The 21,557-nt window shown below is 63.8% G+C and carries 14 protein-coding genes and 4 pseudogenes; 5 read left to right on the forward strand and 13 right to left on the reverse strand.

Annotation, left to right across the window (positions count from 1 at the left end; translation table 11 throughout):
- Window positions 1-172 precede the first annotated feature (172 nt).
- The 5 genes and pseudogenes from E4Q08_RS22125 to aceE all read right to left on the reverse strand — a co-directional run bounded on the left by E4Q08_RS22125 (window position 173) and on the right by aceE (window position 6,878).
- Window positions 173-616 carry a DUF29 domain-containing protein gene (locus E4Q08_RS22125; protein WP_169071979.1) on the reverse strand — a complete coding sequence of 148 codons (444 nt, stop codon included), beginning with the start codon at window positions 614-616 and terminating at the stop codon, window positions 173-175.
- Window positions 617-744: 128 nt separating this feature from the next.
- Window positions 745-927, reverse strand: a pseudogene (locus E4Q08_RS22130) (PIN domain-containing protein); the annotation flags it as partial.
- 147 nt (window positions 928-1,074) lie between these two features.
- Window positions 1,075-2,820: a dihydrolipoyl dehydrogenase gene (gene lpdA / locus E4Q08_RS22135; RefSeq protein ID WP_169071980.1), complete on the reverse strand. Its 1,746-nt coding sequence runs from the start codon at window positions 2,818-2,820 to the stop codon at window positions 1,075-1,077.
- Between the two features lie 14 nt (window positions 2,821-2,834).
- Complete coding sequence (gene aceF, locus E4Q08_RS22140; RefSeq protein ID WP_169071981.1) at window positions 2,835-4,172, reverse strand: dihydrolipoyllysine-residue acetyltransferase; 1,338 nt, start codon at window positions 4,170-4,172, stop codon at window positions 2,835-2,837.
- A gap of 12 nt (window positions 4,173-4,184) precedes the next feature.
- A complete protein-coding gene (aceE, locus tag E4Q08_RS22145; protein WP_169071982.1) occupies window positions 4,185-6,878 on the reverse strand; it encodes a pyruvate dehydrogenase (acetyl-transferring), homodimeric type in 2,694 nt (897 codons plus the stop codon).
- A gap of 424 nt (window positions 6,879-7,302) precedes the next feature.
- Between aceE and E4Q08_RS22150 the strand changes: the two genes are divergently transcribed.
- On the forward strand, window positions 7,303-8,214 hold the full coding sequence (locus tag E4Q08_RS22150) for a sensor domain-containing diguanylate cyclase (RefSeq protein ID WP_169071983.1): 912 nt from the start codon (window positions 7,303-7,305) through the stop codon (window positions 8,212-8,214).
- A 201-nt stretch (window positions 8,215-8,415) separates the two neighbouring features.
- A complete protein-coding gene (locus E4Q08_RS22155; RefSeq protein ID WP_169071984.1) occupies window positions 8,416-9,327 on the forward strand; it encodes a GGDEF domain-containing protein in 912 nt (303 codons plus the stop codon).
- A 38-nt stretch (window positions 9,328-9,365) separates the two neighbouring features.
- On the opposite strand, the gene zapE is transcribed toward E4Q08_RS22155, so the two are convergent.
- The 4 genes and pseudogenes from zapE to pxpB form a co-directional block, all read right to left on the reverse strand.
- A complete protein-coding gene (zapE, locus tag E4Q08_RS22160; RefSeq protein WP_034916746.1) occupies window positions 9,366-10,478 on the reverse strand; it encodes a cell division protein ZapE in 1,113 nt (370 codons plus the stop codon).
- Between the two features lie 154 nt (window positions 10,479-10,632).
- Window positions 10,633-11,402, reverse strand: a pseudogene (locus E4Q08_RS22165) (LamB/YcsF family protein).
- Window positions 11,399-12,511 (reverse strand): 5-oxoprolinase subunit C family protein, encoded by a 1,113-nt coding sequence (locus tag E4Q08_RS22170; protein ID WP_169071985.1) that lies wholly within the window; start codon window positions 12,509-12,511, stop codon window positions 11,399-11,401. The pseudogene E4Q08_RS22165 and the gene E4Q08_RS22170 overlap by 4 nt, the downstream one beginning before the upstream one ends.
- Complete coding sequence (gene pxpB / locus E4Q08_RS22175; protein WP_211203529.1) at window positions 12,508-13,305, reverse strand: 5-oxoprolinase subunit PxpB; 798 nt, start codon at window positions 13,303-13,305, stop codon at window positions 12,508-12,510. The genes E4Q08_RS22170 and pxpB overlap by 4 nt, the downstream gene beginning before the upstream one ends.
- A 96-nt stretch (window positions 13,306-13,401) precedes the next feature.
- On the opposite strand from pxpB, the gene E4Q08_RS22180 reads away from it, so the two are divergent.
- Together E4Q08_RS22180 and E4Q08_RS22185 are read left to right on the forward strand one after the other, a co-directional pair.
- Complete coding sequence (locus tag E4Q08_RS22180) at window positions 13,402-16,206, forward strand: nSTAND1 domain-containing NTPase (protein WP_169071986.1); 2,805 nt, start codon at window positions 13,402-13,404, stop codon at window positions 16,204-16,206.
- A gap of 103 nt (window positions 16,207-16,309) precedes the next feature.
- Window positions 16,310-16,651 carry a formylglycine-generating enzyme family protein gene (locus tag E4Q08_RS22185; protein ID WP_169071987.1) on the forward strand — a complete coding sequence of 114 codons (342 nt, stop codon included), beginning with the start codon at window positions 16,310-16,312 and terminating at the stop codon, window positions 16,649-16,651.
- Here E4Q08_RS22185 and E4Q08_RS22190 read toward each other — a convergent pair.
- Window positions 16,632-16,976 carry a four helix bundle protein gene (locus tag E4Q08_RS22190; RefSeq protein WP_169071988.1) on the reverse strand — a complete coding sequence of 115 codons (345 nt, stop codon included), beginning with the start codon at window positions 16,974-16,976 and terminating at the stop codon, window positions 16,632-16,634. The two genes, E4Q08_RS22185 and E4Q08_RS22190, sit on opposite strands and share 20 nt — an antisense overlap.
- 244 nt (window positions 16,977-17,220) lie before the next feature.
- Between E4Q08_RS22190 and E4Q08_RS22195 the strand changes: the two genes are divergently transcribed.
- Entirely contained in the window at window positions 17,221-18,234 is a 1,014-nt protein-coding gene (locus E4Q08_RS22195; protein WP_169071989.1) for a reverse transcriptase/maturase family protein, read from the forward strand.
- On the opposite strand, the gene E4Q08_RS22200 is transcribed toward E4Q08_RS22195, so the two are convergent.
- The 3 genes and pseudogenes from E4Q08_RS22200 to E4Q08_RS22215 form a co-directional block, all read right to left on the reverse strand.
- Window positions 18,235-19,497, reverse strand: a complete 1,263-nt coding sequence (locus E4Q08_RS22200) for an SUMF1/EgtB/PvdO family nonheme iron enzyme (protein ID WP_169071990.1) — start codon at window positions 19,495-19,497, stop codon at window positions 18,235-18,237. It abuts the gene before it with no gap.
- Between the two features lie 261 nt (window positions 19,498-19,758).
- Window positions 19,759-20,994: pseudogene (locus tag E4Q08_RS22210) on the reverse strand (group II intron reverse transcriptase/maturase); the annotation flags it as partial.
- Window positions 20,995-21,078: 84 nt separating this feature from the next.
- Window positions 21,079-21,557, reverse strand: a pseudogene (locus tag E4Q08_RS22215) (IS701 family transposase); the annotation flags it as partial.

Here is a 21,557-nt window from a genome sequence, read left to right on the forward strand (position 1 = left end):
GGNNNAGTCAAAGCTCGGAGTCAAAGCTCGGAGTCAAAGCTCGGGGTCAAGTCTTGCAAGTCCAGCAGCAAAGCTCGGGGTCACAGCAAAGCTCGGGGTCACAGCAAAGCTCGGGGTCAAGTCTTGCAATCCAGCATGATCGCCGCTCCCCCGATCACCCATAGCCCTACCGCTACCCATTCGGTAGCCAGCTTTCATCGAGGACTTCCGTTGCCATCGCCCAAGGGCAATGGCGTGGGAGCTTGTCCATTCCGATTCCCGTCTCGGCACTGGCCAGATCGCAGGCATCGCCCCAGGCATCGGCCCACCAGTCCGGGTCGTTGAGGCAGCCGCGCAGACTCGGTGTCTTGTCCAGGCGACGGACAATTCTCTGTCGCTGACTGCTGATCGTCACTTCCCAGCTTGCACCTCTGCGCTCGGGTTGGTGCTGCCACTTGAGGAGATGGGCCAGGAGGACCGCCATTCGGGTGGCCAACTCGCGCTGTTCGCTCTTCCCCACGTCTTCAATCTCCTCGGCGATATGTTCCCGGTCAAGCAGATCGAAACGCCCAGCACGAATCAGCCGGGCCTGCTCGCTAGCCCAGGCCACCACGTCAGTTTCGTAGTCAGTTCCCACGGCGACCTCCACATCACAAGAAACCAGGAAACACAGCGAGCTCTGCGGTCAAGTTTTGCAATCCAGCAGCCAGCATCCTCCCAGCCGTAAAGCAGCGCTGTATCCATCTCAATATCAAGAGCTCCGGCTCAAACCTGCCCAGGCAGCAGATTACGAAAGGGATGCTGGTTTTTCCAGCGATCAGTGTGAAAATCACGCTCATCGGTACTGACGATACGTCCCTCGCCGCCCTTCTCTGCCAGCAACGCCCGCGAGGCATCCGCCAAGTCCATCGGTAAATCATCCTATTGGCGCATCAAGGCATTCAGCCGGGGGAGATGATCGGCACCCATGACAAAAACACCCACTCCCTGTCGCGCCAGTGGTCAAGCGCAAACGAAACCATCACTTCCGGTTCATCGAAAGAACGACGCCGCCGAACTTCGCGTGCGGCGGCGTACAACCGGAAATCGCTTTGCCTACCTCTTCTTCACCGCCGGCAGGTCGGTGCAGACACCCTCATAGACCTCCGCCGCCATCCCGACCGACTCGCCCAGCGTCGGGTGCGGGTGGATGGTGTGGCCGATGTCGGTAGCGTCGCAGCCCATTTCGATTGCCAGACAGACTTCGCCGATCAGGTCGCCGGCGTCGGTACCGACAATGCTGCCGCCGATGATGCGATGCGTCTTCTCGTCGAAAATCAGCTTGGTGAATCCTTCTTCCCGGCCATTGGCCAGCGCGCGCCCCGACGCCGCCCAGGGGAAGACGCTCTTGCCATAGGTAATGCCTTCGGCCCGACACTGCTCTTCGGTCTTGCCGGCCCAGGCGATTTCCGGGTCGGTGTAGGCCACCGACGGGATCTGCAGGGCGTCGAAGCAGCGCTTGCCGCCGTTCGCGGCTTCGGCAGCGACGTGTGCCTCATGCACGCCCTTGTGCGCCAGCATCGGCTGCCCGACGATGTCGCCGACGGCGTAGATGTGCGCTACATTGGTTCGCAACTGCGTATCGACGGGGATGAAGCCGCGCTCATTGACGGCAACGCCAGCCTTCTCGGCCGCCAGTTTCTTACCGTTCGGCGAGCGGCCGACGGCGACCAGCACGAGGTCGAAGCGCTCTATCTCGTCGTTGCTGTAGGTCACCTCGATTCCTTCGGGAGTGGCTGCGGCGGCGACGACGCCGGTGTTGAGCAGGATCCGGTCGAAGCGGTGGGCGTTCCTCTTCTCCCAGACCTTGACCAGGTCGCGGTCGGCGCCGGGCATCAGGACGCCTCCGAGTTCGACGACGGTGATTCGCGAACCGAGCGCCGAGTACACGCTGGCCATCTCGAGGCCGATGATGCCGCCGCCGACGACCAGCATGCTCTTCGGAATCTGCCGCAGTTCGAGGGCGCCGGTCGAGTCGACGACGCGCGGATCGTCCTTGGGCATGAACGGCAGCGCGATCGGTTGCGAGCCGGCGGCGATGATCGCTTTCCGGAACTTGATCCGCTTGCTGCCGCCGCCGGCCAATGCCACTTCGACGTGATGCGCGTCGACGAACTGGCCGACGCCCTGCACGACCTCGACCTTGCGTCCCTTGGCCATGCCGGCGAGGCCGCCGGTGAGCTTGCCGACGACCTGGTCCTTGTGCGCGCGCAGCCGGTCGAGGTCGATGCTCGGCGCGCCGAAACTGACGCCGCAGTCGGCCATGTGCTGCGCTTCGTCCATGACGCCGGTGATGTGCAGCAGCGCCTTGGACGGGATGCAGCCGACGTTGAGGCAGACGCCGCCGAGTGTCGGGTAGCGCTCGACGAGGACGGTCTGCATGCCCAGGTCGGCACTGCGGAAAGCTGCCGAGTAACCGCCCGGGCCGGCGCCGAGGACGAGCATCTCGCACTCGAGGTCGGCGCTGCCGGTGATCGGCGGGGCGGCTTGCGGCGCGGGGGCGACGCTGGCCGCTGGTGGCGCGGCAGCGCTTGTTGCCGGTGTAGTCTCCTGCGCCGCGTCGGCGGTCTCGATCAGGGCAACCACCGTTCCTTCCGAGATCCGCTCACCCAGGCTGACTTTCACCTCCTTGACGACGCCGGCAACGCTGCTCGGCACGTCCATCGTCGCCTTGTCGGATTCGAGGGTGATCAGCGCATCGTCGACCTGGACTGTATCCCCGGTGTTGACGCAGATATCGATCACCGGCACATCGTGGTAGTCGCCGATGTCGGGCACTTTCACTTCAATGATCTGGCTCATGATTTTTCTCCCGATCAGAGCAGCACGCGCCGCATGTCGGCAAGGAGTTGCGCGACAAAGACGTTGAAGCGGGTGGCCAGAGCGCCGTCGATGACGCGGTGGTCGGCGGTCAGGGACATCGGCAGGATCAGCCGCGGCGCAAACTCGCGGCCGTTCCAGATCGGTTTCATCACCGACCGGTTGACGCCGAGGATGGCGACTTCCGGGGCGTTGATGATCGGCGAGAAATAGGTGCCACCGATGCCGCCCAGGCTGGAGATGGTGAAGCAGGCACCGGACATCTCCGCCGGTCCGAGCTTGCCGTCGCGCGCCTTTTTGGCGAGTTCGCCGCTCTCGACGGCGAGCTGCACCACCGATTTCTGATCGGCGTTCTTGATCACGGGAACGACCAGGCCATTCGGCGTGTCGGCAGCGAAGGCAATATGGCAATACTGTTTGAGCACCAGGTTGTCGCCGTCGAGCGAGCTGTTGAATTCCGGGAATTTCTTCAGCGCGACGGTGCAGGCCTTGATCAGGAAGGCAAGCATGGTGATCTTCAGGCCGGACTTCTCGTTCTCCTTGTTCATCGCCACGCGAAAGGCTTCAAGATCGGTGATGTCGGCGTCTTCGTGGTAGGTGACCCCCGGAACCATCACCCAGTTGCGCGCCAGGTTCTGCGCGGAGATTTTCTTGATTCGTGCCAGCGGTCTGACTTCGACTGGGCCGAACTTGGCGAAGTCGACCTTCGGCCAGGGCAGCAGGTCGAGACCACCGCCGAGCGATGGCGCGGCGGCAAGCGCCGGGGCAGCCGTCATGACCCCCTTGACGTAGGCGGTGACGTCTTCCTTGACGATGCGGCCTTTCGGTCCGCTGGCCGGGACCCTGGAGAGATCGACGCCGAGTTCGCGCGCCAGCAGGCGTACCGACGGGCTGGCGTGGGTGCGGGCGCCGAGCGCGAGGCCGGCGACCGGTGGCGATGCTGCCGGAGTCGGCACGTCATGGTAAGTGCCGATACCCGGCACCGCGACCTCGACAGGGATGCCGCCACTCGCCGCTGGCGCTGCGCTGACCACGGCGGCTGCCACCACCGGGGGAGCCGTGTGGGCGGCAGCCGGCACGGCGTCGCCCGCGGCAGACGCTTCGATGACGGCGACCACGGCGCCTTCGGACAGCTTCTCGCCGAGCTGAACGCGCACTTCCCTGACCACGCCGGCCACCGTCGATGGCACATCCATGGTCGCCTTGTCGGATTCGAGGGTCACCAGCGCATCGTCCAGCTTGACGACGTCGCCGGGCAGAACACAGATGTCGATGACCGGCACGTCGGTGTAATCACCGATGTCCGGGACTTTTACTTCGATCAATTGGCTCATCAGGGGCCTCCCTTAAACCGTCATCGGGTTGGGTTTGTTCACGTCGATGCCGTACCGGGCAATCGCTTCGGCGACCTTGCTGCGCTCGATCGTGCCATCGTCGGCAAGGGCTTTGAGCGCGGCAATGGTGACCCAGCGGCGGTCGACCTCGAAGAAGTGCCGCAACTTCGCGCGCGTGTCCGAGCGGCCGAAACCGTCGGTGCCGAGCGCCACGTAGCGACGGTTGAGGAAGGGCCGAATCTGCTCGGCGAACAGGCGCACGTAATCGGTCGCGGCAATGATCGGGCCGCGGGTATCGCCCAGGCAGGCCTCGACATGCGACACCTGTGGCCTGGCCAGCGGGTTGAGCAGGTTCGCGCGTTGCACGGCGTTGCCGTTGCGCGCCAGTTCGGTGAAGCTCGGGCAAGCCCAGAGGTCGGCATCGACTCCCCAGTCGTTCTTGAGCAGGTCGGCAGCGGCAATGACTTCGCGGAAGATCGTTCCCGATCCCAGCAGTTGTACGCGTGGCGCCGCCGGATTGCTGTCCGACGACTGACCGCGGCGCAGCAGGTACATGCCTTTGAGAATGTCGGCCTCGGCACCCGCGGGCATTTCCGGATGTTCGTAGTTCTCGTTCATCACCGTCAGGTAGTAGAAGATGTCCTCCTGCTCCTGGTACATGCGGCGCATGCCTTCGCGCATGATCACCGCGACTTCGAACGAGAAAGTCGGGTCGTAGCTGAGGCAGTTCGGAATCAGGCCCGAGAGGATCAGCGAATGGCCGTCTTCGTGCTGCAGGCCCTCGCCGTTGAGCGTCGTGCGACCGGCGGTGCCGCCGATCAGGAAACCGCGGGCACGCTGGTCGCCAGCCGCCCAGCACAGATCCATGGTGCGCTGAAAACCGAACATCGAGTAGCAGATGTAGAAGGGAATCATCTGCACGCCATGTACCGAGTACGCTGTCGCGGCAGCGATCCAGTCGCTCATCGCGCCAGCCTCGTTGATCCCTTCCTGCAACACCTGCCCGTCTTTCGACTCCTTGTAGAACATCAACTGGTCATGGTCTTCGGGAACGTATTTCTGCCCTTCCTGGTTCCAGATGCCGATCTGGCGGAAGAGGCCTTCCATGCCGAAAGTCCGGGACTCGTCGGGGACGATCGGGACGACGTGCCGGCCCACTTTCTTGTCCTTGAGCAGGATGTTGAGAAAACGGACGATGGCCATCGTCGTGGACACTTCGCGACCCTCGCCCGAGGCCTTGAGCAGCGTCTCGAAAGCCGATAATTCGGGGATTTCCAGCGGTTCCGCCAGGCGCCGGCGCTTTGGCAGGTAACCGCCGAGGTCCATTCGCCGCTGCCGCATGTAGGTCAGTTCGGGCGAACCCTCGGCAAACTTCAGGTACGGCAGTGCCTTGATCTGGTCGTCCGGCACCGGCAGGCTGAAACGGTCGCGGAAGCGCCTGATCGCGTCGTAATCGAGTTTCTTCTGCTGATGCGAGATGTTCATCCCCTCGCCGGCCTGGCCCATGCCATAGCCCTTGATCGTCTTGGCCAGGATCAGCGTCGGCTGCCCCTTGTGCTCGACGGCGCTCTTGTAGGCGCTGAAGATCTTGAAGATGTCGTGGCCACCCCGGTTCAACCCCCAGACCTGATCGTCGGTCCAGTCGGCGACGAGTTCCTTGAGTTCCGGAGTGTTGAAGAAGTGCTCGCGGACATAGGCACCGTCCTTGGCCTTGAAGGTCTGGTACTCGCCGTCCACCGCCTCCATCATCCGCTGCTTGAGAATGCCCTTCTTGTCGCGCAGGAACAGCGCGTCCCACTGGGTTCCCCAGATCAGCTTGATGACGTTCCAGCCGGCGCCGCGGAAAGTCCCTTCGAGTTCCTGGATGATCTTGCCGTTGCCACGCACCGGACCGTCGAGACGCTGCAGGTTGCAGTTGATCACGAAAATCAGGTTGTCGAGTCGCTCGCGCGCGGCCATGCCGATGGCGCCCAGCGATTCGACTTCATCGGTTTCGCCGTCGCCGAGGAAGGCCCAGACCTTGCGGTCGCCGGCCTGGATGAAACCGCGGCTGTCCAGGTATTTCATGAAGCGCGCCTGATAGATCGCCTGGATCGGGCCGAGACCCATCGAGACCGTCGGGAATTGCCAGAAATCCGGCATCAGCCACGGATGCGGGTAGGACGAGACGCCCTGGCCGTCGACTTCCTGGCGGAAACAGTCCATCTGTTCGTCGGTCAGCCGGCCGAGCAGGTGCGCGCGCGCATAGACACCGGGAACCGAGTGGCCCTGGAAAAAGATCAGGTCGCCGCCGTGCTGCTCGGAAGGCGCGCGCCAGAACCACGAGAAACCGACATCGTAGAGCGCTGCCGCCGAAGCGAAGGAAGCGATATGGCCGCCGACGTTGCTGTCCCGGTTGGCGCGAACGACCATCGCCATGGCGTTCCAGCGGATGTAGTTATGAATCCGGATTTCCAGGTCGGCATTGCCGGGATACTTCGGCTGCTGGTCGACCGGAATGGTGTTGACGTATTCGGTGGCGGCACTGTAGGGAATGTCGATTCCCTCCTGGCGCGCCTGGGCAATCAGGCATTCGATCAGGAAGTGGGCACGCTCGGCGCCCTCCTTGTCGATGACGCCGCTCAGGGCGTCCTGCCATTCCTGGGTCTCTTGTGGGTCCGCATCGTTCATGCAGGCCGACAGCGCGTTTTCGGGCAGATCTGCCATGATTTGTCTCCTGATCTACAGAATTGTGAATGGAACGGTTCTTTTCTGCGCGCTTGGGTGAACGGCAACGGACAGATTAAACCCTTGCAGTGCCTCACGGTACCGCGGTGCAGCAATTGACTTCATCCTGTATTGTAAGATGTAATTTTATATCGTGCAATGAAAGGTGCGAACGAACAGCCCTGACGCATGACCGGGCCGAATCGGCAGCGTTTGCCGCTTGCACCCGCTATTCATGCTAGTTGCGAGCAAAATTTGCTGTGGACAATGCTTTCATCTTAGAATGACTGCCTTCGTCATGGAACTAGCCCTTGCAAGAGGGTATGGGGTCACGTTATGGCTTCTGCCCCACGACGCCGTTTCTCCGCGTAGTGGCTTCGTCCAGTCCAACATGCGGATAGTGATGTACCGGTGATGTTCACAGATGTTCAGTAGCCCACACCTCCTGCCGCCCTTCGACCTGCGTGCCGATGATGTAGAAATCGGAAATTACGCGATACTGCTCGATAGCCTCGACATTGCGCTGCTGATCTTCTCTCCCGACGGTTCCCTGCATCTGCACAATACCCAGGCGGCCACGCTTCTTGGCGATACGCCGGTCGTATGGGAAGACGAAAATGGTCAACCGCTGGCCAACGACCACCGCCTCGAAATGCAGGTGGCGCAGACGCGACAGGCGGTTCTGCATCGGGCCATCGGTATCCGGAAGGCGGCGTCCGGCGCCACCACCTGGTGCAAGGCCAGCGCTTTTCCGGTGTTCGCCGACGACGGCAGTCTGCGACTTGTCCTCCTGGCACTGGCCAAACTGACTCCTTACAGCCATTTGGCAATCGAGAATCGGCCAATGCCGACACACGACCCGCTCACCGGGATCTTCAATCAACGCTATATCAGGCTGCTTCTCGACGATGAGGATCGCCGTGCACGACGTTACGGCACCCCTTTTGCCTTGGCGCTGATGAGCATCGACAACCTTACCGATTTCTGCGCAGCGAATGGACGGAAGGCCGGTGAACGCATACTCGCCGAGGTGGGTTCCCTGTTGGCCAGGAGTTTGCGTGGCTTCGACATGGTCGGCCGTTTCGGATCCGATCAGTTCTTGTTGATTCTGCCCAATGTGTGTATCCACGATGCGATGATCGGTCTGGAACGTGTGCGCGAGGAGGTCATGGCAACGTATTCGCGTGACGTCAAGCCACCGCTGACGATCAGCGGCGGCGTCACCGAATACAGCGGCGAAGATTCAGCGGCATTGATCGAGCACCTGCGGCCACTGCTCAGCGCGGCACAGGAAGCCGGCGGCAACCGGCTCTGTATGGATCCGGAAATCTTCTAGGCTTCACCCGGCAAGACGCGCTGGTCGACTGGCGCTGCGCGGTGGATCACGCCTGATCGACGACCTGGAGCAGGCGCTGCTTGCCGCCGGAGGCTTCCTGACCGGTGCGAAGCCCTCTTAATATCAACGGCTTCACGACGAGCACAGGGCGAGATTTTGGGCTAACATGCGGATATCGTGATATGCCGGTGATGTTCACAGATGTTCAGTAGCCCACCTCTCCTGCCGCCAGTCGATCTGCGAGCCGATGATGTCGAAATCGGGAATTACGGGACGCTGCTCGATAGCCTCGACATTGCGCTGCTGGTCTTCTCTCCCGACGGTTCCCTGCATCTGCACAATACCCAGGCGGCCACGCTTCTTGGCGATACGCCGGTCATATGGGAAGACGAGAATGGTCAACCGCTAGCCGACGACCACCGCCTCGAAATGCAGGTGGCGCAGACGCGACAGGCTGTTCTGCATCGGGCGATCGGCATCCGGAAGGCGGCGTCCGGCGCCACCACCTGGTGCAAGGCCAGTGCCTTTCCGGTGTTCGCCGGCGACGGCAGTTTGCGACGTGTCCTCCTGGCCCTGGTCAAACTGAGCCGTTACAAGCAGTTGGCGAGAGAAAACCAGTCAATGCCGACGCACGACCCGCTCACCGGGGTCTTCAGCCAGACTTATATCGAGCTGCTTCTCGACGATGAAGATCGTCGCGCGCGACGTTACGGCACCCCTTTTGCCCTCGCGCTGATGGCCATTGATGACTTTACCGATTTCTGCGCAGCGAATGGACGGGAAGCCGGTGAACGCGTACTCGCCGAGGTGGGTTCCCTGTTGGGCAGGAGCTTGCGCGAATTCGACATGATCGGCCGCTTCGGATCCGATCAGTTCCTGTTGGTTCTGCCCAATGTGCGCGTCAACGATGCGATGATCGGTCTGGAGCGTCTGCGCGAAGTGGTCGAGGCGACGTATTCGCGTGACGACAGGCCGCCGCTGACGATCAGCGGCGGCGTCACCGAATACAGCGGCGAAGATTCAGCGGCATTGATCGAGCACCTGCGGCCACTGCTCAACGCGGCACAGGAAGCCGGCGGTAACCGGCTCTGCGTGGATCTGGAGATTTTCTAGGCTTCACCCGGATGCGCTCGGGTTACGCTGCGTGTTGATCACGACAGATGCGGCAAGCCGAGATACTCGCGCGAGCGCATCTCGGTCAGACGACTGGCGGTGCGGAAAAACTCGCTGGCCTGCGTACCCTGCGTGTACAGCCCGTCCGGGCCACAATCGGCGGTGGCGATCAGCTTGACCTTGTGGTCGTAGAAAATGTCGACCAGCCAGGTAAAGCGCCGAGCTTCCGACGACATGCTCGGCGACATCCTGGGAATCGCCGAGAGCAGCACCGTGTGATAGCCGCGCGCCAGTTCCAGGTAGTCGTTCTGCGAACGCGGCCCCCCGCACAGGGTCTTGAAATCGAACCAGATGACGCCGTTGCCGCGGCGCTGCGTCGGAATCTCGCGCCCGAGGATCTCGATGCTGCCCCCCTGCATGCCTTCGCCATCGGCCATGGCGGCGAAATACTCGGCCATCTTCAGCTCGGCCGCCGTGTCGGCCGGGTAATGAAAGATCTCGACCTGCTCAAGCGTTCGCAGCCGATAATCGACGCCGGCGTCGATCTCCAGCACGTCCAGCCGCGACTTGATCAGGGCAATCGTCGGCAGAAAGTTGTCGCGCTGCAGGCCGTTCGGATAGAGCCTGTCGGGCGGGTAATTGGAAGTCATCACGAAAACCACCCCGCGCGCGAAGAGCGCTTCGAGCAGGCGGCCGAGGATCATCGCGTCGGCGATGTCGGAGACGTGAAATTCGTCGAAGCAGAGCAACCGCACTTCCGTAGCGATGCGCTCGGCAAGCCGTAGCAGCGGATCGTTCTCACCCTTGAGTTCGTTCAACTGCTGATGCACCCCGTGCATGAAGGCGTGGAAGTGAATCCGGCGCTTGCGACGATACGGTACTGCGTCGAAAAAGCAGTCCATCAGGAAGCTCTTGCCGCGCCCGACGCCGCCCCAGAAATAGACACCACGCGGAACGGCCGGCGAAGCAAAGAGACGCCGCAAGGTGCTGCGCCGTCCGACCTTGAACGACAGCAGGTCATAATACAGTCGCTGCAGACGTTCGGCGGCCGCCCGTTGCGCGCTGTCGGCCCGAAAATTGCGCGCTGCGAGCAGGCCCTCGTAGGCATCGATCATTCCCCGCTCGGGGACTTTGAGAACTCTGTGAGGCATCGGCGTCTTTCCGCTATCCGAGGGGGGTTTCCTCATAGGTATTGAGGCAGCCAGCGGAGCAGCTCGGGATCGCAGCCGCGGCTGCGCTCCGCCCAATCCACTCTTGCCAGCGATGCCGACATTCTAAACCATCGCCGGCAAAACGTCAGACGGGCTAGAGCACTTCCGGTAGCCTCACCAGGCGGATACCGGCGCCCAGTAGTGCAGTACGAATGGCCGTCGCCGTGGCCACTGCCTGCGGGCCGTCGCCATGCACGCAGATGCTGTGAAACTCGGTGTGGATCAGCTCGCCGCCCAGGCTGACGATGCCGCCCGCTTCGAGCATGCGCAGAACCTGTTCGACGCAGGCGTCGGCGCTGTGGAGAACTGCGCCGGGCTGGCTGCGTGGCACGAGCTTGCCGGTGTCGGTGTAGCTGCGATCGGCAAAGACTTCGGCGGCGACTTGCAATCCCGCTGCTGCGCCGGCCAGCAGCAGCTTCGAAAGCGCCGGCGCGAGCAGAATCAGCCCAGGATCGAAGCTGCGGATCGCCGCCACGACGCTGTCCGCCAGCGCCGCATCCTCGCAGGCCATATTGTTCAGCGCGCCGTGCGGCTTGACATGCGTGAGCCTCCCGCCTTCGGCGCGGGCGATGCCGGCGAGGGCGCCGATCTGGTAGATCAGCATCGCTTCGAGTTCGGCGGCCGGAAGCTGCATTGCCCGCCGGCCAAAACCCTGCAGGTCGGGAAACGAAGGATGTGCGCCGAGGCTGACGCCGGCAACAGCGCCTGCTGGACCGTGCGGCGCATCACCAGCGGATCGCCGGCATGAAAACCGCAGGCGATGTTGGCCGCGCCAACGATGTGCAACAGTTCGTCATCGCTGCCCATTTTCCAGGCCCCGAAGCTTTCACCCAGATCGGCGTTGAGATTGATCCTGCGCCTCATCCTTTCTCCCGCGGTGAATTCCGTGAACTCCGTGGATTTTGCCAATCCTCCTGCGCAGGAGTCGCCGGCCAGATCGCGGAGTCGAGCGCGCAGGCATCGACGACACCGCTGACCAGGTTGGCGGCGTACATCGCCTGCAGATCGAGCACGCCCACTGCCGCCAGCGGCACGATGTCGGCGATCAGCGCGCGCAGTCTTGCCGCGCTGGCGCGCGCAGCCAGTTCGGCAGCCGCCACCGAAACGGTGGCAAAGCGAATGCGCTGTCCCGGTGCCAGTGCCGCCAGGCGCGGCAAATCGGCCGAGATCACCGTCGCAATCTTCGGATATCCGCCGGCGGTCTGGCCGTCGGCGAGCAGCACGATCGGCTGTCCCTGAGCCGGTACCTGAATCGACCCCGGAACGGTCGCGTCCGAGGTAATTTCGACGCCTTTGTCGGAGCGATGCCTGAGCATGGGTCCATCCAGACGCATGCCCATGCGATCGGCAGCGCTGGAAACCTGGTAAACCTCGCTCAGGAAGCAGGCCTGCGACGCCGCAGTGAAGTAGTCTTCCTGCGGTCCGAGCAGCACGCGAATCGGCGCCGTATCAAGCAGTGGCGCCGTCCGCAGCATCTGTTCGCCGGCACTGCCCTCGCCGACCTGCAGGCGGACGCCGGGCGACAGCCAGCGGCCATCGAGGCCACCGAGCCCGGCAGGCGCATAGGTCGAGGCGCTGCCGAGCTGCTTCGGGACACAGATCCCGAGCAGCGCGAGATAGCCGACCCGGCACGGCGACAGCATGCCGCAATGCAGGGCCTCGCCAGGCGCGAGCGTCACGCTGCGCCAGGAATCGAGGCAACGACGCCCGCCGGCGCTGCGCACCGCAGCCGAAAAATTGCCGGCCAGTGCGAGCTGCACCGGCGAGTCGAGCGCACGCACCACCAGACCGCCGACAAGGAATTCAATCGCCGGTGCATCTTCGGCATTGCCGATCAAGGCATTGGCCAGGCGCAACCAGTCCGGTTGCAGCGCGCCGGAGCGCGGCACGCCAAGCCGACGGAACCCCGGTCGGCCGAGATCCTGGAGCGAAGCCAGCGCGCCGGGGCTGACGATTTCGAGAACAGCGTTCATTGATCGGCTTCACCATCGGCCAGGAAAGCCAGCGGCGGCCGCGCTGCCGCGTACCACTCCGGCATTTCCGCGAGCAGCAAGCGATACTCGGCGGCGTCTACCGCACGGAAGCGCACCCGGTCGCCGGGCAGGAGCAGCGCCGCCTGCGGCCAGTTCGCCGAAAACAGCGGCACCGGACAGGCGCCAAGCAGGTGCCAGCCGCCGGGGCTTTCCCAGGGGTAGATCGCGGTCAGGGTGCCGGCCGTTGCCACACTGCCCGCCGGCACGCGCAGGCGCGGCTCGCTGCGACGCGGACGCGAGAGCAGCTCCGGCAGATCGCCCATGAAGGCAAAACCCGGCAGGAAACCGAGCATGTAGACCTCGTAGGTGACGGAAGCATGCAGGCGGATCACTTCGGCCGGCGGCAAGCCGCAGGCCTGTGCGAGTTCATCGAGATCCGGCCCGCAGGCAGCGATCTCGTCCCCGTAACACACCGGCAGTTGCCAGACACGCCCGCGCCGCGCATTCCTGTCCATGGCTACAGACGAGCACAGCGCGGCATGCGCGTGTCTGATAACGATCGGTTCGATTTCGGCGCGCGTACTCAGCAAGGGATCGTAGATCACCGTCAGCGAACGGAAGGTCGGAACCATTTCGACGATCCCGTGCAGTTCGCCGCTGCCGATCGCCCGCGCCAGTGCCGCGTCGAGTGCCGTCACCGCAGCCAGCAGGCGCCGCTCGACGCGCTCGCCAAACTCGATGGTCAGCGCCGTATCCCCGGCATTGAGGATGCGAAAGCTTATACTAAGGGTCATGACTTTTCCAGGCACTCCCGATCATGAAAGAAGATGGTGGAATCTGAAAATTCATCACCAAAACAAAAAGATGGGGCATCGATTCAGACTCCAGTCATGATCGACCATCCGCCACGCGTTTTCATCAGCTACGCCCAGGAATCCGAAAGCCATTCCGCCTGGGTGCTGGCACTCGCCCACAGGCTGCGTCACAACGGCGTCGATGCCGTCATCGACCGCTACTTCCCCTGGGTCGAGAAAGGCTGGCGGCTGTGGATGAGCGAGCAGATCGAACAGGCCGACTGGGTCCTCGTCGTGTGCACCGAGGAGTACCGCCAGCGCTTCGACGGCAACGCACCGCCCGGCTGCGGGCGCGGCGTGCGCTGGGAGTCGCAGCATATCACGCAGGCGCTTTACGACGACAAGCTCAGCAACAAGCAGTTCATCCCCGTGCTGCCGCCTGCCGGTGACGAACACTGCATCCCGCTGCCACTGAAGGACTTTCGCAAGTTCCAGCTCGACGCCCACTACGACGACCTCTATCGCCTGCTCACCGAGCAGCCGGAGACGCCGGTGCCGGCGCTCGGCAAGATTCGCTACCTGCCGCCGCTGTCGGTCCCCGCACCGGCGCCACCCGCAACACCGCCAGACGCCGCGACAGCCCCACCGTTGATCGCCAACCCCTACCCCGGCCTCGCCGCGTTCAAGCCCGAGGAATGCAGCTTCTTCTTCGGCCGCGAAGCAGACACGGCGCGCGTGCTCGAGCGTCTCGAAACGTCGCGCTTCGTCAGCGTCGTCGGCGGGTCGGGAACCGGCAAGTCGTCGCTGGTCGCGGCCGGCGTCGTTCCGGCACTGCGCCAACGGCAGGGTACGCTGAGCTATCTGCGCTTCAAGCCGCAAGCCGATCCCTGCCGGCAACTGGCCGAGGCGCTCGACCGCGCCCTGCCCGAAGAGCGCCAGCACCTGCGCAAGCCACGCGTCGAGCGCCTCCGGCAAGCACTCGACAGCGACCCGGCAAGCGCCGTCGCCAACCTGCTGGGCAAGCTGCACGCACCGATCCTGCTCTTCGCCGACCAGTTCGAGGAACTGTTCACGCAGACGCCGCCCGAGACCGCCGAGCGCTTTCGTGCGTTGTTCGAAGCGCTGCGCGGCGACCCGTCGCTGTCTCTGGTGCTGACGCTGCGCAGCGAATTCATGCACCGCCTGATGGACTGGGTCGGTGGCGAGGTGTTCGCCCGTTCGCTGGTTCCCCTCGATCCGATCAGGGACGAAGACCGGCTGCGCGAGATCATCGTTTGCCCGGCGGCGAAAAGCGGCGTGGCGGTGCAGCCCGAGCTGCTCCCGGAACTGTTGGCGGCGGCCCGCGACATGGCCGGCGCGCTGCCGCTGCTGGCGCTGACGCTGACGCAGTTGTTCGCGCACCGCGACCCCGCCCAGGGCCTGACGCTCGCTGCTTATCACGAGATGGGCGGCCTCAAGAAGATCGTCGAGACCGCCGTGGCCGACATCGACCAGGAGATTGACGACGATCCGGCACTGGCGGAGGCCTGCGAGCGTCTGTTTGCCGAACTGGCGACGGTCATCGACGAGCTGCCGACGCGCCGAACAGCGGAAGTCGAACCCTTGCGCGCCGACGCCAGGCTGAGCGATCTGGTCGAGGCCCTGCGCGCGCAGGGCCTGCTCGCCGACCCCGACGACCGGCATGTCGAACTCGCGCACGAGACACTGCTGAACCACTGGCCGCGCCTGCGCGCGTGGTGCGGGCAATACAGCGACAAGCTGGCGCTGCGCCGCCAGGCCGAGCAGGCGGCCGGCGACTGGCAGAAGGCGAGAGCCAGGGAGGAAGCGTCCGGCCAGGCCTTGACCGCGCGCCACAGCGAACTGCTGCGCTGGAGCTGGGAACGCCAGAAACCGGCGCTCGAAGCGCTGCTGGCGCTCAATCCGCACCGGAGTGCGCCGCATGACGCCGACTTCGCCGATACCGGTCTCGATGCCTGGCGCGCGCTGCAAGGCGTGCTGAGCGAGCCGCTGCAGGGCTTCCTCGCTCCCGAACCGCTGCGTCTGCTCGACGAATTGCGCTCCGACGAGACGCCGCACCATCGCCGCGAGGAGATCGGTCTGCGCCTCAACCAGATGGGCGACCCGCGCCGCGGCGTCGGGCTAGGAGCGAATGGCCTGCCCGACATCGTCTGGGTCGACATCCCGGCGGGTCAGGTGACGCTGGCAACGGAGCCGCCCGAGACCTTCGCCGTGCACGCTTTCCGTATCGCAAAGTATCCGGTCACCTGGCAGCAGTATCGCGCTTTTGTCGCTGCCGCCGATGGCTATCGCGATCCGCGCTGGTGGGACGGGCTCAGGCAGGAAGATCAGCCGGGCGCGGATCTCTGGGCCTTTGCCAACTACCCGGCGATCAACGTCTCCTGGTACGACGCCGTCGCTTTCTGCCGCTGGTTGAGCAACCGCCTGGATCTGGCCGAGAACGAAGTCGTCCGGCTGCCGACCGAATGGGAATGGCAATGGGTGGCGCAGGCAGGCGCCCAAGCGCGGGAATACCCGTGGCACGGCGAGTGGAACGTGATGCGCGCTAATAGTTACGAAAGCGGTATCGGCAGGACGACGGCGGTGGGGATGTATCCACTCGGGGCTCCCGATTGCTGGCCGGTGATGGATCTGGCCGGGAACGTCTGGGAATGGTGTGTCAACGAACACGACACTCCTGGCAATACTGCGCCGGGCGCAGACGTGTCCCGCGTGCTGCGCGGCGGGTCCTGGGGCAATAACCCGGGGGGCTGTCGCGCGGCGTACCGCAACGACGACGCTCCGGACTACCGTGGCGGCTACATCGGCTTCCGGGTGTGTCGTGGTGCCCCCATCGAACCGCTGCGCGCTGCGCCGCTGAACACTGTGACGCTGAAGCGCTGATCACTGGGCGCCGCGCAGCGGCGCCCGCGATTTTTTTTGCCTTTCTTGTCTTCTGCCTGCCATACTCTGCCGGCAGGCTTCGGCCTGTGGGGCAGCCTGAAACGTGTCCCGCGTGCTGCGCGGCGGGTCCTGGAACAATAACCCGAGGAACTGTCGCGCGGCGAACCGCAACGACAACGCTCCGGACAACCGTAACAACAACATCGGCTTCCGGGTGTGTCGTGGTGCCCACATCGTGATCATCCCCGCAGGGCGTCGGGAAACATTCTGGCGCTTGTCGGAACTTTCGGCCGACCACGGTTTGCCGGACGAGGCCGGGGAACGATCGATGGCGCAGGCCTGTCCCGTCCGCACGCGCCTGGCGCGTCGGGCGCATAGCAAGACCGGGCGCCACCTGGATTCGCTCCCGTGGCGCCCACCCTTTTTCAGGGAGCACTCTGCCTGATCCAGCCGCCGAGCAGCCTGCCGATTTCCGCCACCATGGCGCTGACGTGCGCGTACTGACCATCGTTGAGCCAGCGCCAGCGGTGCGCCAGACGCAAGTACAGCCGCAGGCAATTGAGCGCCGCGTCGGCGTCCTGCAGTGCCGCCTGGCGACGGGCGCCGCGCGCGCTCTGCGCGGCGAAAGCGGCTTCCTGGCAATCGAGCGCTGCATCCATGAGCCGCCGAGTGACGCTCTGGCGGTACACTCGCGGAAAGCGCTCGGCGTGCGGCAGCAACCAGCTCAAGAGGTCAAAAAACCGAGAGAACAACACCAGTTCTTCTGCCATACCCACCTCCAGTCGTCGTCGTTCGTAGGTAGGGTTAGCCCGCAGGGCATAACCCGACATCCTTTCTCGGCAGAGTACCGAGTGACGCTACGCTGACCTGACCTACGGAACGAACGCCATCGACACTGCTCATCATAGTCCCGCGTTCGCCGAACTGTGCCACTGGCCGCACCTGCTGCAAGCCTTCCAGCGCGCGGCCAGTGGCAAGCGACGCCGACCCGCCGTCGCCAGCTTCGAGTTCCAGGTGGCCGATCGCCTGCTGCGCCTGCGTGCGGACCTGCTCGACGGTAGCTACGCGCCCGGGCCGTACACCCATTTCTTCATTCACGAACCCAAGCACCGGAAAATCAGCGCCGCGACATTTCGTGACCGGGTGGTGCACCACGCCCTGTGCGCGATCATCGAACCGCGCTTCGAGCGCGTTTTCATTCCCGACAGCTACGCCAACCGCATCGGCAAGGGGACGCATCGGGCGATCGACCGCCTGCAGGAGTTCACGCGCCGCTATCGCTACGTGCTGCGCGCCGACCTGCGCCAGCATTTCGCGTCGATCGACCATGCGATCCTGCTCGACAGCCTGCGCACGCAGATCCCGGAGCCCGACATCATGCGCCTGATCGAGGTCATCCTGGCCGGCGGTCGCGACGTTTTGCGCGACCAGTACGACATGGTGTGGTTTCCGGGCGACGATCTGCTGGCGGTGTGCCGACCACGCGGGCTGCCAATCGGCAATCTCACCTCGCAGTTCTGGTCGAACTGCTATCTGCATCCTTTCGACCTGTTCGTCAAGCGCGAACTCGGCTGCCGAGCCTATCTGCGTTACGTCGACGACTTTGCGCTCTTCGCCGACAGCAAGGCGACACTGTGGGCGTGGAAGGAGGCGATCCAGTCGCGGCTGGCGGGACTGCGGCTGACGATCCACGAGCGCTGCACGCAGGTGACGCCGACCGCCGGTGGCATTCCCTGGCTGGGTTTCGTCGTTTTCCCCGAGTATCGCCTGGTCAAGGCGCGCAAGGTGCGCTACGCAACGCGCCGACTCGGTGAGCGCTATGAGGCTTACCGTTCCAGCACGATCGCCTTCGCCGAGTTCGACGCCAGCGTACGTGGCTGGATCAATCACGTGCGGCACGCCGACTCGTGGGGCCTGCGCCGGCACGTGCTCGCGCCATTCGTCCTGAAGCCCGGCGACATGCCGCGACGGGAAGCTACGAACAGGCCCGAAAAAAAATCGCGGGCGCCGCTGCGCGGCGCCCAGTGATCAGCGCTTCAGCGTCACAGGGTTCAGCGGCGCAGCGCGCAGCGGTTCGATGGGGGCAACACGACACACCCGGAAGCCGATGAAGCCGCCACGGTCGTCCGGAGCGAGGACGTAGCGGTACGCCGCGCGACAGAGCCTCGGGCGAGCGAGCCAGGACCCGCCGCGCAGCACGCGGGACGATGAGCCCCCTCCTTCCCACGCGGAACCATCCGTCGGTGCTCCCTCGTAGTTCTTATGCCAGGTATCCTGGCACCACTCCCAGACATTGCCGTGCGTGTCGTATAGCCCGAAGTCGTTGGCCGCGAAAGAGCCTACCGGCAACGTCTTCTGCCGGCATTCGCCAGACGCCGAGCCGTTGTAGGTGTAGTTGCCATCGAAGTTGGCCTGCTCGAGACTGATCCGCTCGCCGGTGTGGAAAGGCGTCGTCGTTCCCGCACGGCAGGCGTATTCCCACTCGGCCTCGCTCGGCAGGCGGTAGGCGTTCCCGGTCTGTTCGCACAACCACTGGCAGTATTCGCACGCATCGTCCCAGGAAACATGGATCACCGGCCGCTCGCCCCGCCCCCAGCCCGAATCATCGGGTTTCCACTTCCCGGCGGCCTGCGCATGGCGATCGTAGTCATCGAAAGTCACGGCGTAGACGCCCATGGCGAACGGCAGCGCGATCCGGACTTCGTGTTGCGGAGTCTCGTCGTCGCTGCGCTCCGGTTCCGTAACCGGCGAGCCCATCAGAAAACGGCCGGCGGGGATCACGACCATCAGCGGACCCTCACCACCGCTGCGCAGCGGGTCGCGAAAGGTCTGTCCGGAGGACGGGGGTGGCGCAGCGGCGGGGGCGACCGTCACGGCCGGTGCCGGCTGCGGTTCGCGGCCTCCGAGTTGCAGCCGCAGCGCATCGACAATTCGCACCAACCCGGCATGATCGCGCTCGCCTGCCCAGCCGACGAGGTCAGCCGTCTGAATCCTCCCGAAACCATAGGGAAACTCGATGCGCTCGATGAAGGCAGGGAAGAGAATGCCTTTGCGCTTGCCATACTCGGCTTCTTCAAGCACATAGTCGCTGTCGCACGACTGCGCCGACCACAAGGCGACGAGCGCCTTCGCCGCGTGCAGTTCCTTCTGGATCGCCTTGTGCCAGCGCTCGCCGACGCGCGTCTGCACGTCGAGAAACACCGTCCATCCCTCGGCGCGCAGGCGCTCGGCGAGCGGGTTGGCAATGGCAAGATCGGTCCGCGAGTAGCAGATGAAGATGTCGTGGGGCATGGTTCGGACTCTGGTCAACGACGCGGTTCGCCAAAAGCTGCCGCAAACGCGCACGGCATCGATCCGCCTGGCAGCGAGTCAGCGAGGCATTTATACTTCACGCATTATCGGCGAACTTGCCCGGCCTTGCACGCTCCTCGCCAGCGAAGGGTGTAGAGTCGAGATGTGGCGCGGTAGCCGTAGGTTCGGCTTGTCTGTTTCCGTCCCTTTCGTCTGACGGTGCCCAGGTAGCCTTGCCATAGCCCCGTTTCCACATCCCGCTTATCGAACCGGACGTGCAGATTTCCCGCATCCGGCTCTCGGACAAGACATCATGCTTTTCGCCCACGGAAGGTCATGGGTCCTCGCCGGCAAATTGACCAGTCCCAACTTTTCGTAAAGGTACTGATTCGGGTAGCGCGCCCACCCGGTGCCGGAGACCTTGTGTTTCTTGCATAACCACCGGCGGAGCCGTTGCGTGACATGGGTGTTGATCGCCCGATAGGCCGGACTGACGGAACCCAGGCAGAAGTAATTCGCCCAGCCGATCAGTTTCCGGTTCAGCCGTCCCACGACAAACTCGGCATCTAGGGTGATTTCCGGGAATCAGGATCCCGAACAACTACCGCAGCGGCCTGTTTTTCTGGCCCTGAGCCCGGCCTGACGCCATGACTCTTGGTACGGCGTTTTGCGGAAATCACCTAGTATGGTTCGGCGGCGGTCGGTTTCCTGAGTGATGCTTTCCACCATCCGTTTGACGCTTTTCGGCGAGGGCCGGGTGCCGATGTAGGCGCGCCCGGTTTTCTGGCTGTAGCACCGCCCGAAGGTGTATCCCAGGAAGTCAAACCGCTCTTGCGGTATCTGACATAGGTGGGTCTTGTCGTCGTTCACCGTCAGCTTCAGTTGCTCCATCATTCCTCGCATCGCCGCCATGGCATCCTCTGCCCGGCCCTTGCAGCAGATGACGAAGTCGTCCGCATAATTGACGATTTGCGCCGACCAGCGACGGGCATACCCCAACGTCTTCCATCCGAGGATGAAGCGCCGCATGTACAGATTCGACAGCAGCGGTGAAATCGGAGCCCCTTGCGGGGTGCCACGTCCGGTGTCCCGGTTGGACGTCGTCCGTTTCCGGTGACCGTGTCCATCGTCCTCTTCCACTGGCGCGTCCAGCCATTGCTTGATGAGGTGCAGAACGTGCCGATCCACGATCCGACGGGCGACGCTCTTCATAAGCTCAGGGTGCGGAATGCTATCGAAATAGCCGGATAGATCCGCATCGATCACTTGCTGGTGTCCAGTGTTCAATAGACGATGAACCGCTTGTACCGCATCCTGCGCTCCCCGCTCTGCCCGGTACGCGTATTGCTCCGGTTGCAGATCGGCTTCAAAGATGGGTTCCAGCACGAGCATGGCCGCCGTTTGGACTACCCGGTCGGTGATCGTCGGTATGCCCAAGGGGCGCAGCTTGCCGTTCGGCTTGGGAATCCAGACCCGCTTGACCGCTTCCGGTCGGTAGTCTGTGTCCTTTCGGCAATGCTGCGTGAAATTCCAGCGCTGGCCTGGTACCTTGGTAGGCCCGTAACGACCGTTAGTTCTACATTAACAGATTCTAATGGCATTTTTGGGTGCTGGCGGCTGCCTTCGGTAGGCGCTGTCGCGGGCGCTTTGTCGCCGTGCATGACGCTCGGCGATGATTCGCACGAGGTCTTCGCGACCGTGAATCTTCACCGGGAGCTGCGCCACGAGCATGTCGACAACATCGGCACAGGACAGTAACTCGGCGTAGGGTGAGTGTTGCCGCCGCTCCTTGACGAGAAAGAGTAGTGCAACGCAGACGAGCGCCATGTGGTTGTACCAAGCCCGCCACTTGCGTACCTGGTAGTCGGCCATCCCACAGCAACCTTTCGCATTCTCGAAGGCGCGCTCGATGAAGTGGCGCTGTGCCTGCATGCGTGCCAGCTCGCGAAGTGGCGTGTCGGGCGCCGCGTTGGAGAGCATGAACTTCACCTCCTTGCCATCGCGGCGTGCCAGGAGATGCCATTGGCGGGCCTGTGCGCTGTTCGGATGACTGATCCACA

Source organism: Candidatus Accumulibacter contiguus (genome assembly GCF_012940005.1).
Taxonomy (GTDB): domain Bacteria; phylum Pseudomonadota; class Gammaproteobacteria; order Burkholderiales; family Rhodocyclaceae; genus Accumulibacter; species Accumulibacter contiguus.

What these genes read in the sequence shown, in the direction of transcription:
- E4Q08_RS22180 (WP_169071986.1), top strand. Translation starts at nt 13,402, where the DNA reads ATGATCGACCATCCGCCACGCGTTTTCATCAGCTACGCCCAGGAATCC.
- E4Q08_RS22170 (WP_169071985.1), bottom strand. Translation starts at nt 12,511, where the DNA reads ATGAACGCTGTTCTCGAAATCGTCAGCCCCGGCGCGCTGGCTTCGCTC.
- zapE (WP_034916746.1), bottom strand. Translation starts at nt 10,478, where the DNA reads ATGCCTCACAGAGTTCTCAAAGTCCCCGAGCGGGGAATGATCGATGCC.
- pxpB (WP_211203529.1), bottom strand. Translation starts at nt 13,305, where the DNA reads ATGACCCTTAGTATAAGCTTTCGCATCCTCAATGCCGGGGATACGGCG.
- aceE (WP_169071982.1), bottom strand. Translation starts at nt 6,878, where the DNA reads ATGGCAGATCTGCCCGAAAACGCGCTGTCGGCCTGCATGAACGATGCG.
- E4Q08_RS22200 (WP_169071990.1), bottom strand. Translation starts at nt 19,497, where the DNA reads ATGCCCCACGACATCTTCATCTGCTACTCGCGGACCGATCTTGCCATT.
- lpdA (WP_169071980.1), bottom strand. Translation starts at nt 2,820, where the DNA reads ATGAGCCAGATCATTGAAGTGAAAGTGCCCGACATCGGCGACTACCAC.
- aceF (WP_169071981.1), bottom strand. Translation starts at nt 4,172, where the DNA reads ATGAGCCAATTGATCGAAGTAAAAGTCCCGGACATCGGTGATTACACC.
- E4Q08_RS22190 (WP_169071988.1), bottom strand. Translation starts at nt 16,976, where the DNA reads ATGGCAGAAGAACTGGTGTTGTTCTCTCGGTTTTTTGACCTCTTGAGC.
- E4Q08_RS22155 (WP_169071984.1), top strand. Translation starts at nt 8,416, where the DNA reads ATGTTCAGTAGCCCACCTCTCCTGCCGCCAGTCGATCTGCGAGCCGAT.
- E4Q08_RS22150 (WP_169071983.1), top strand. Translation starts at nt 7,303, where the DNA reads ATGTTCAGTAGCCCACACCTCCTGCCGCCCTTCGACCTGCGTGCCGAT.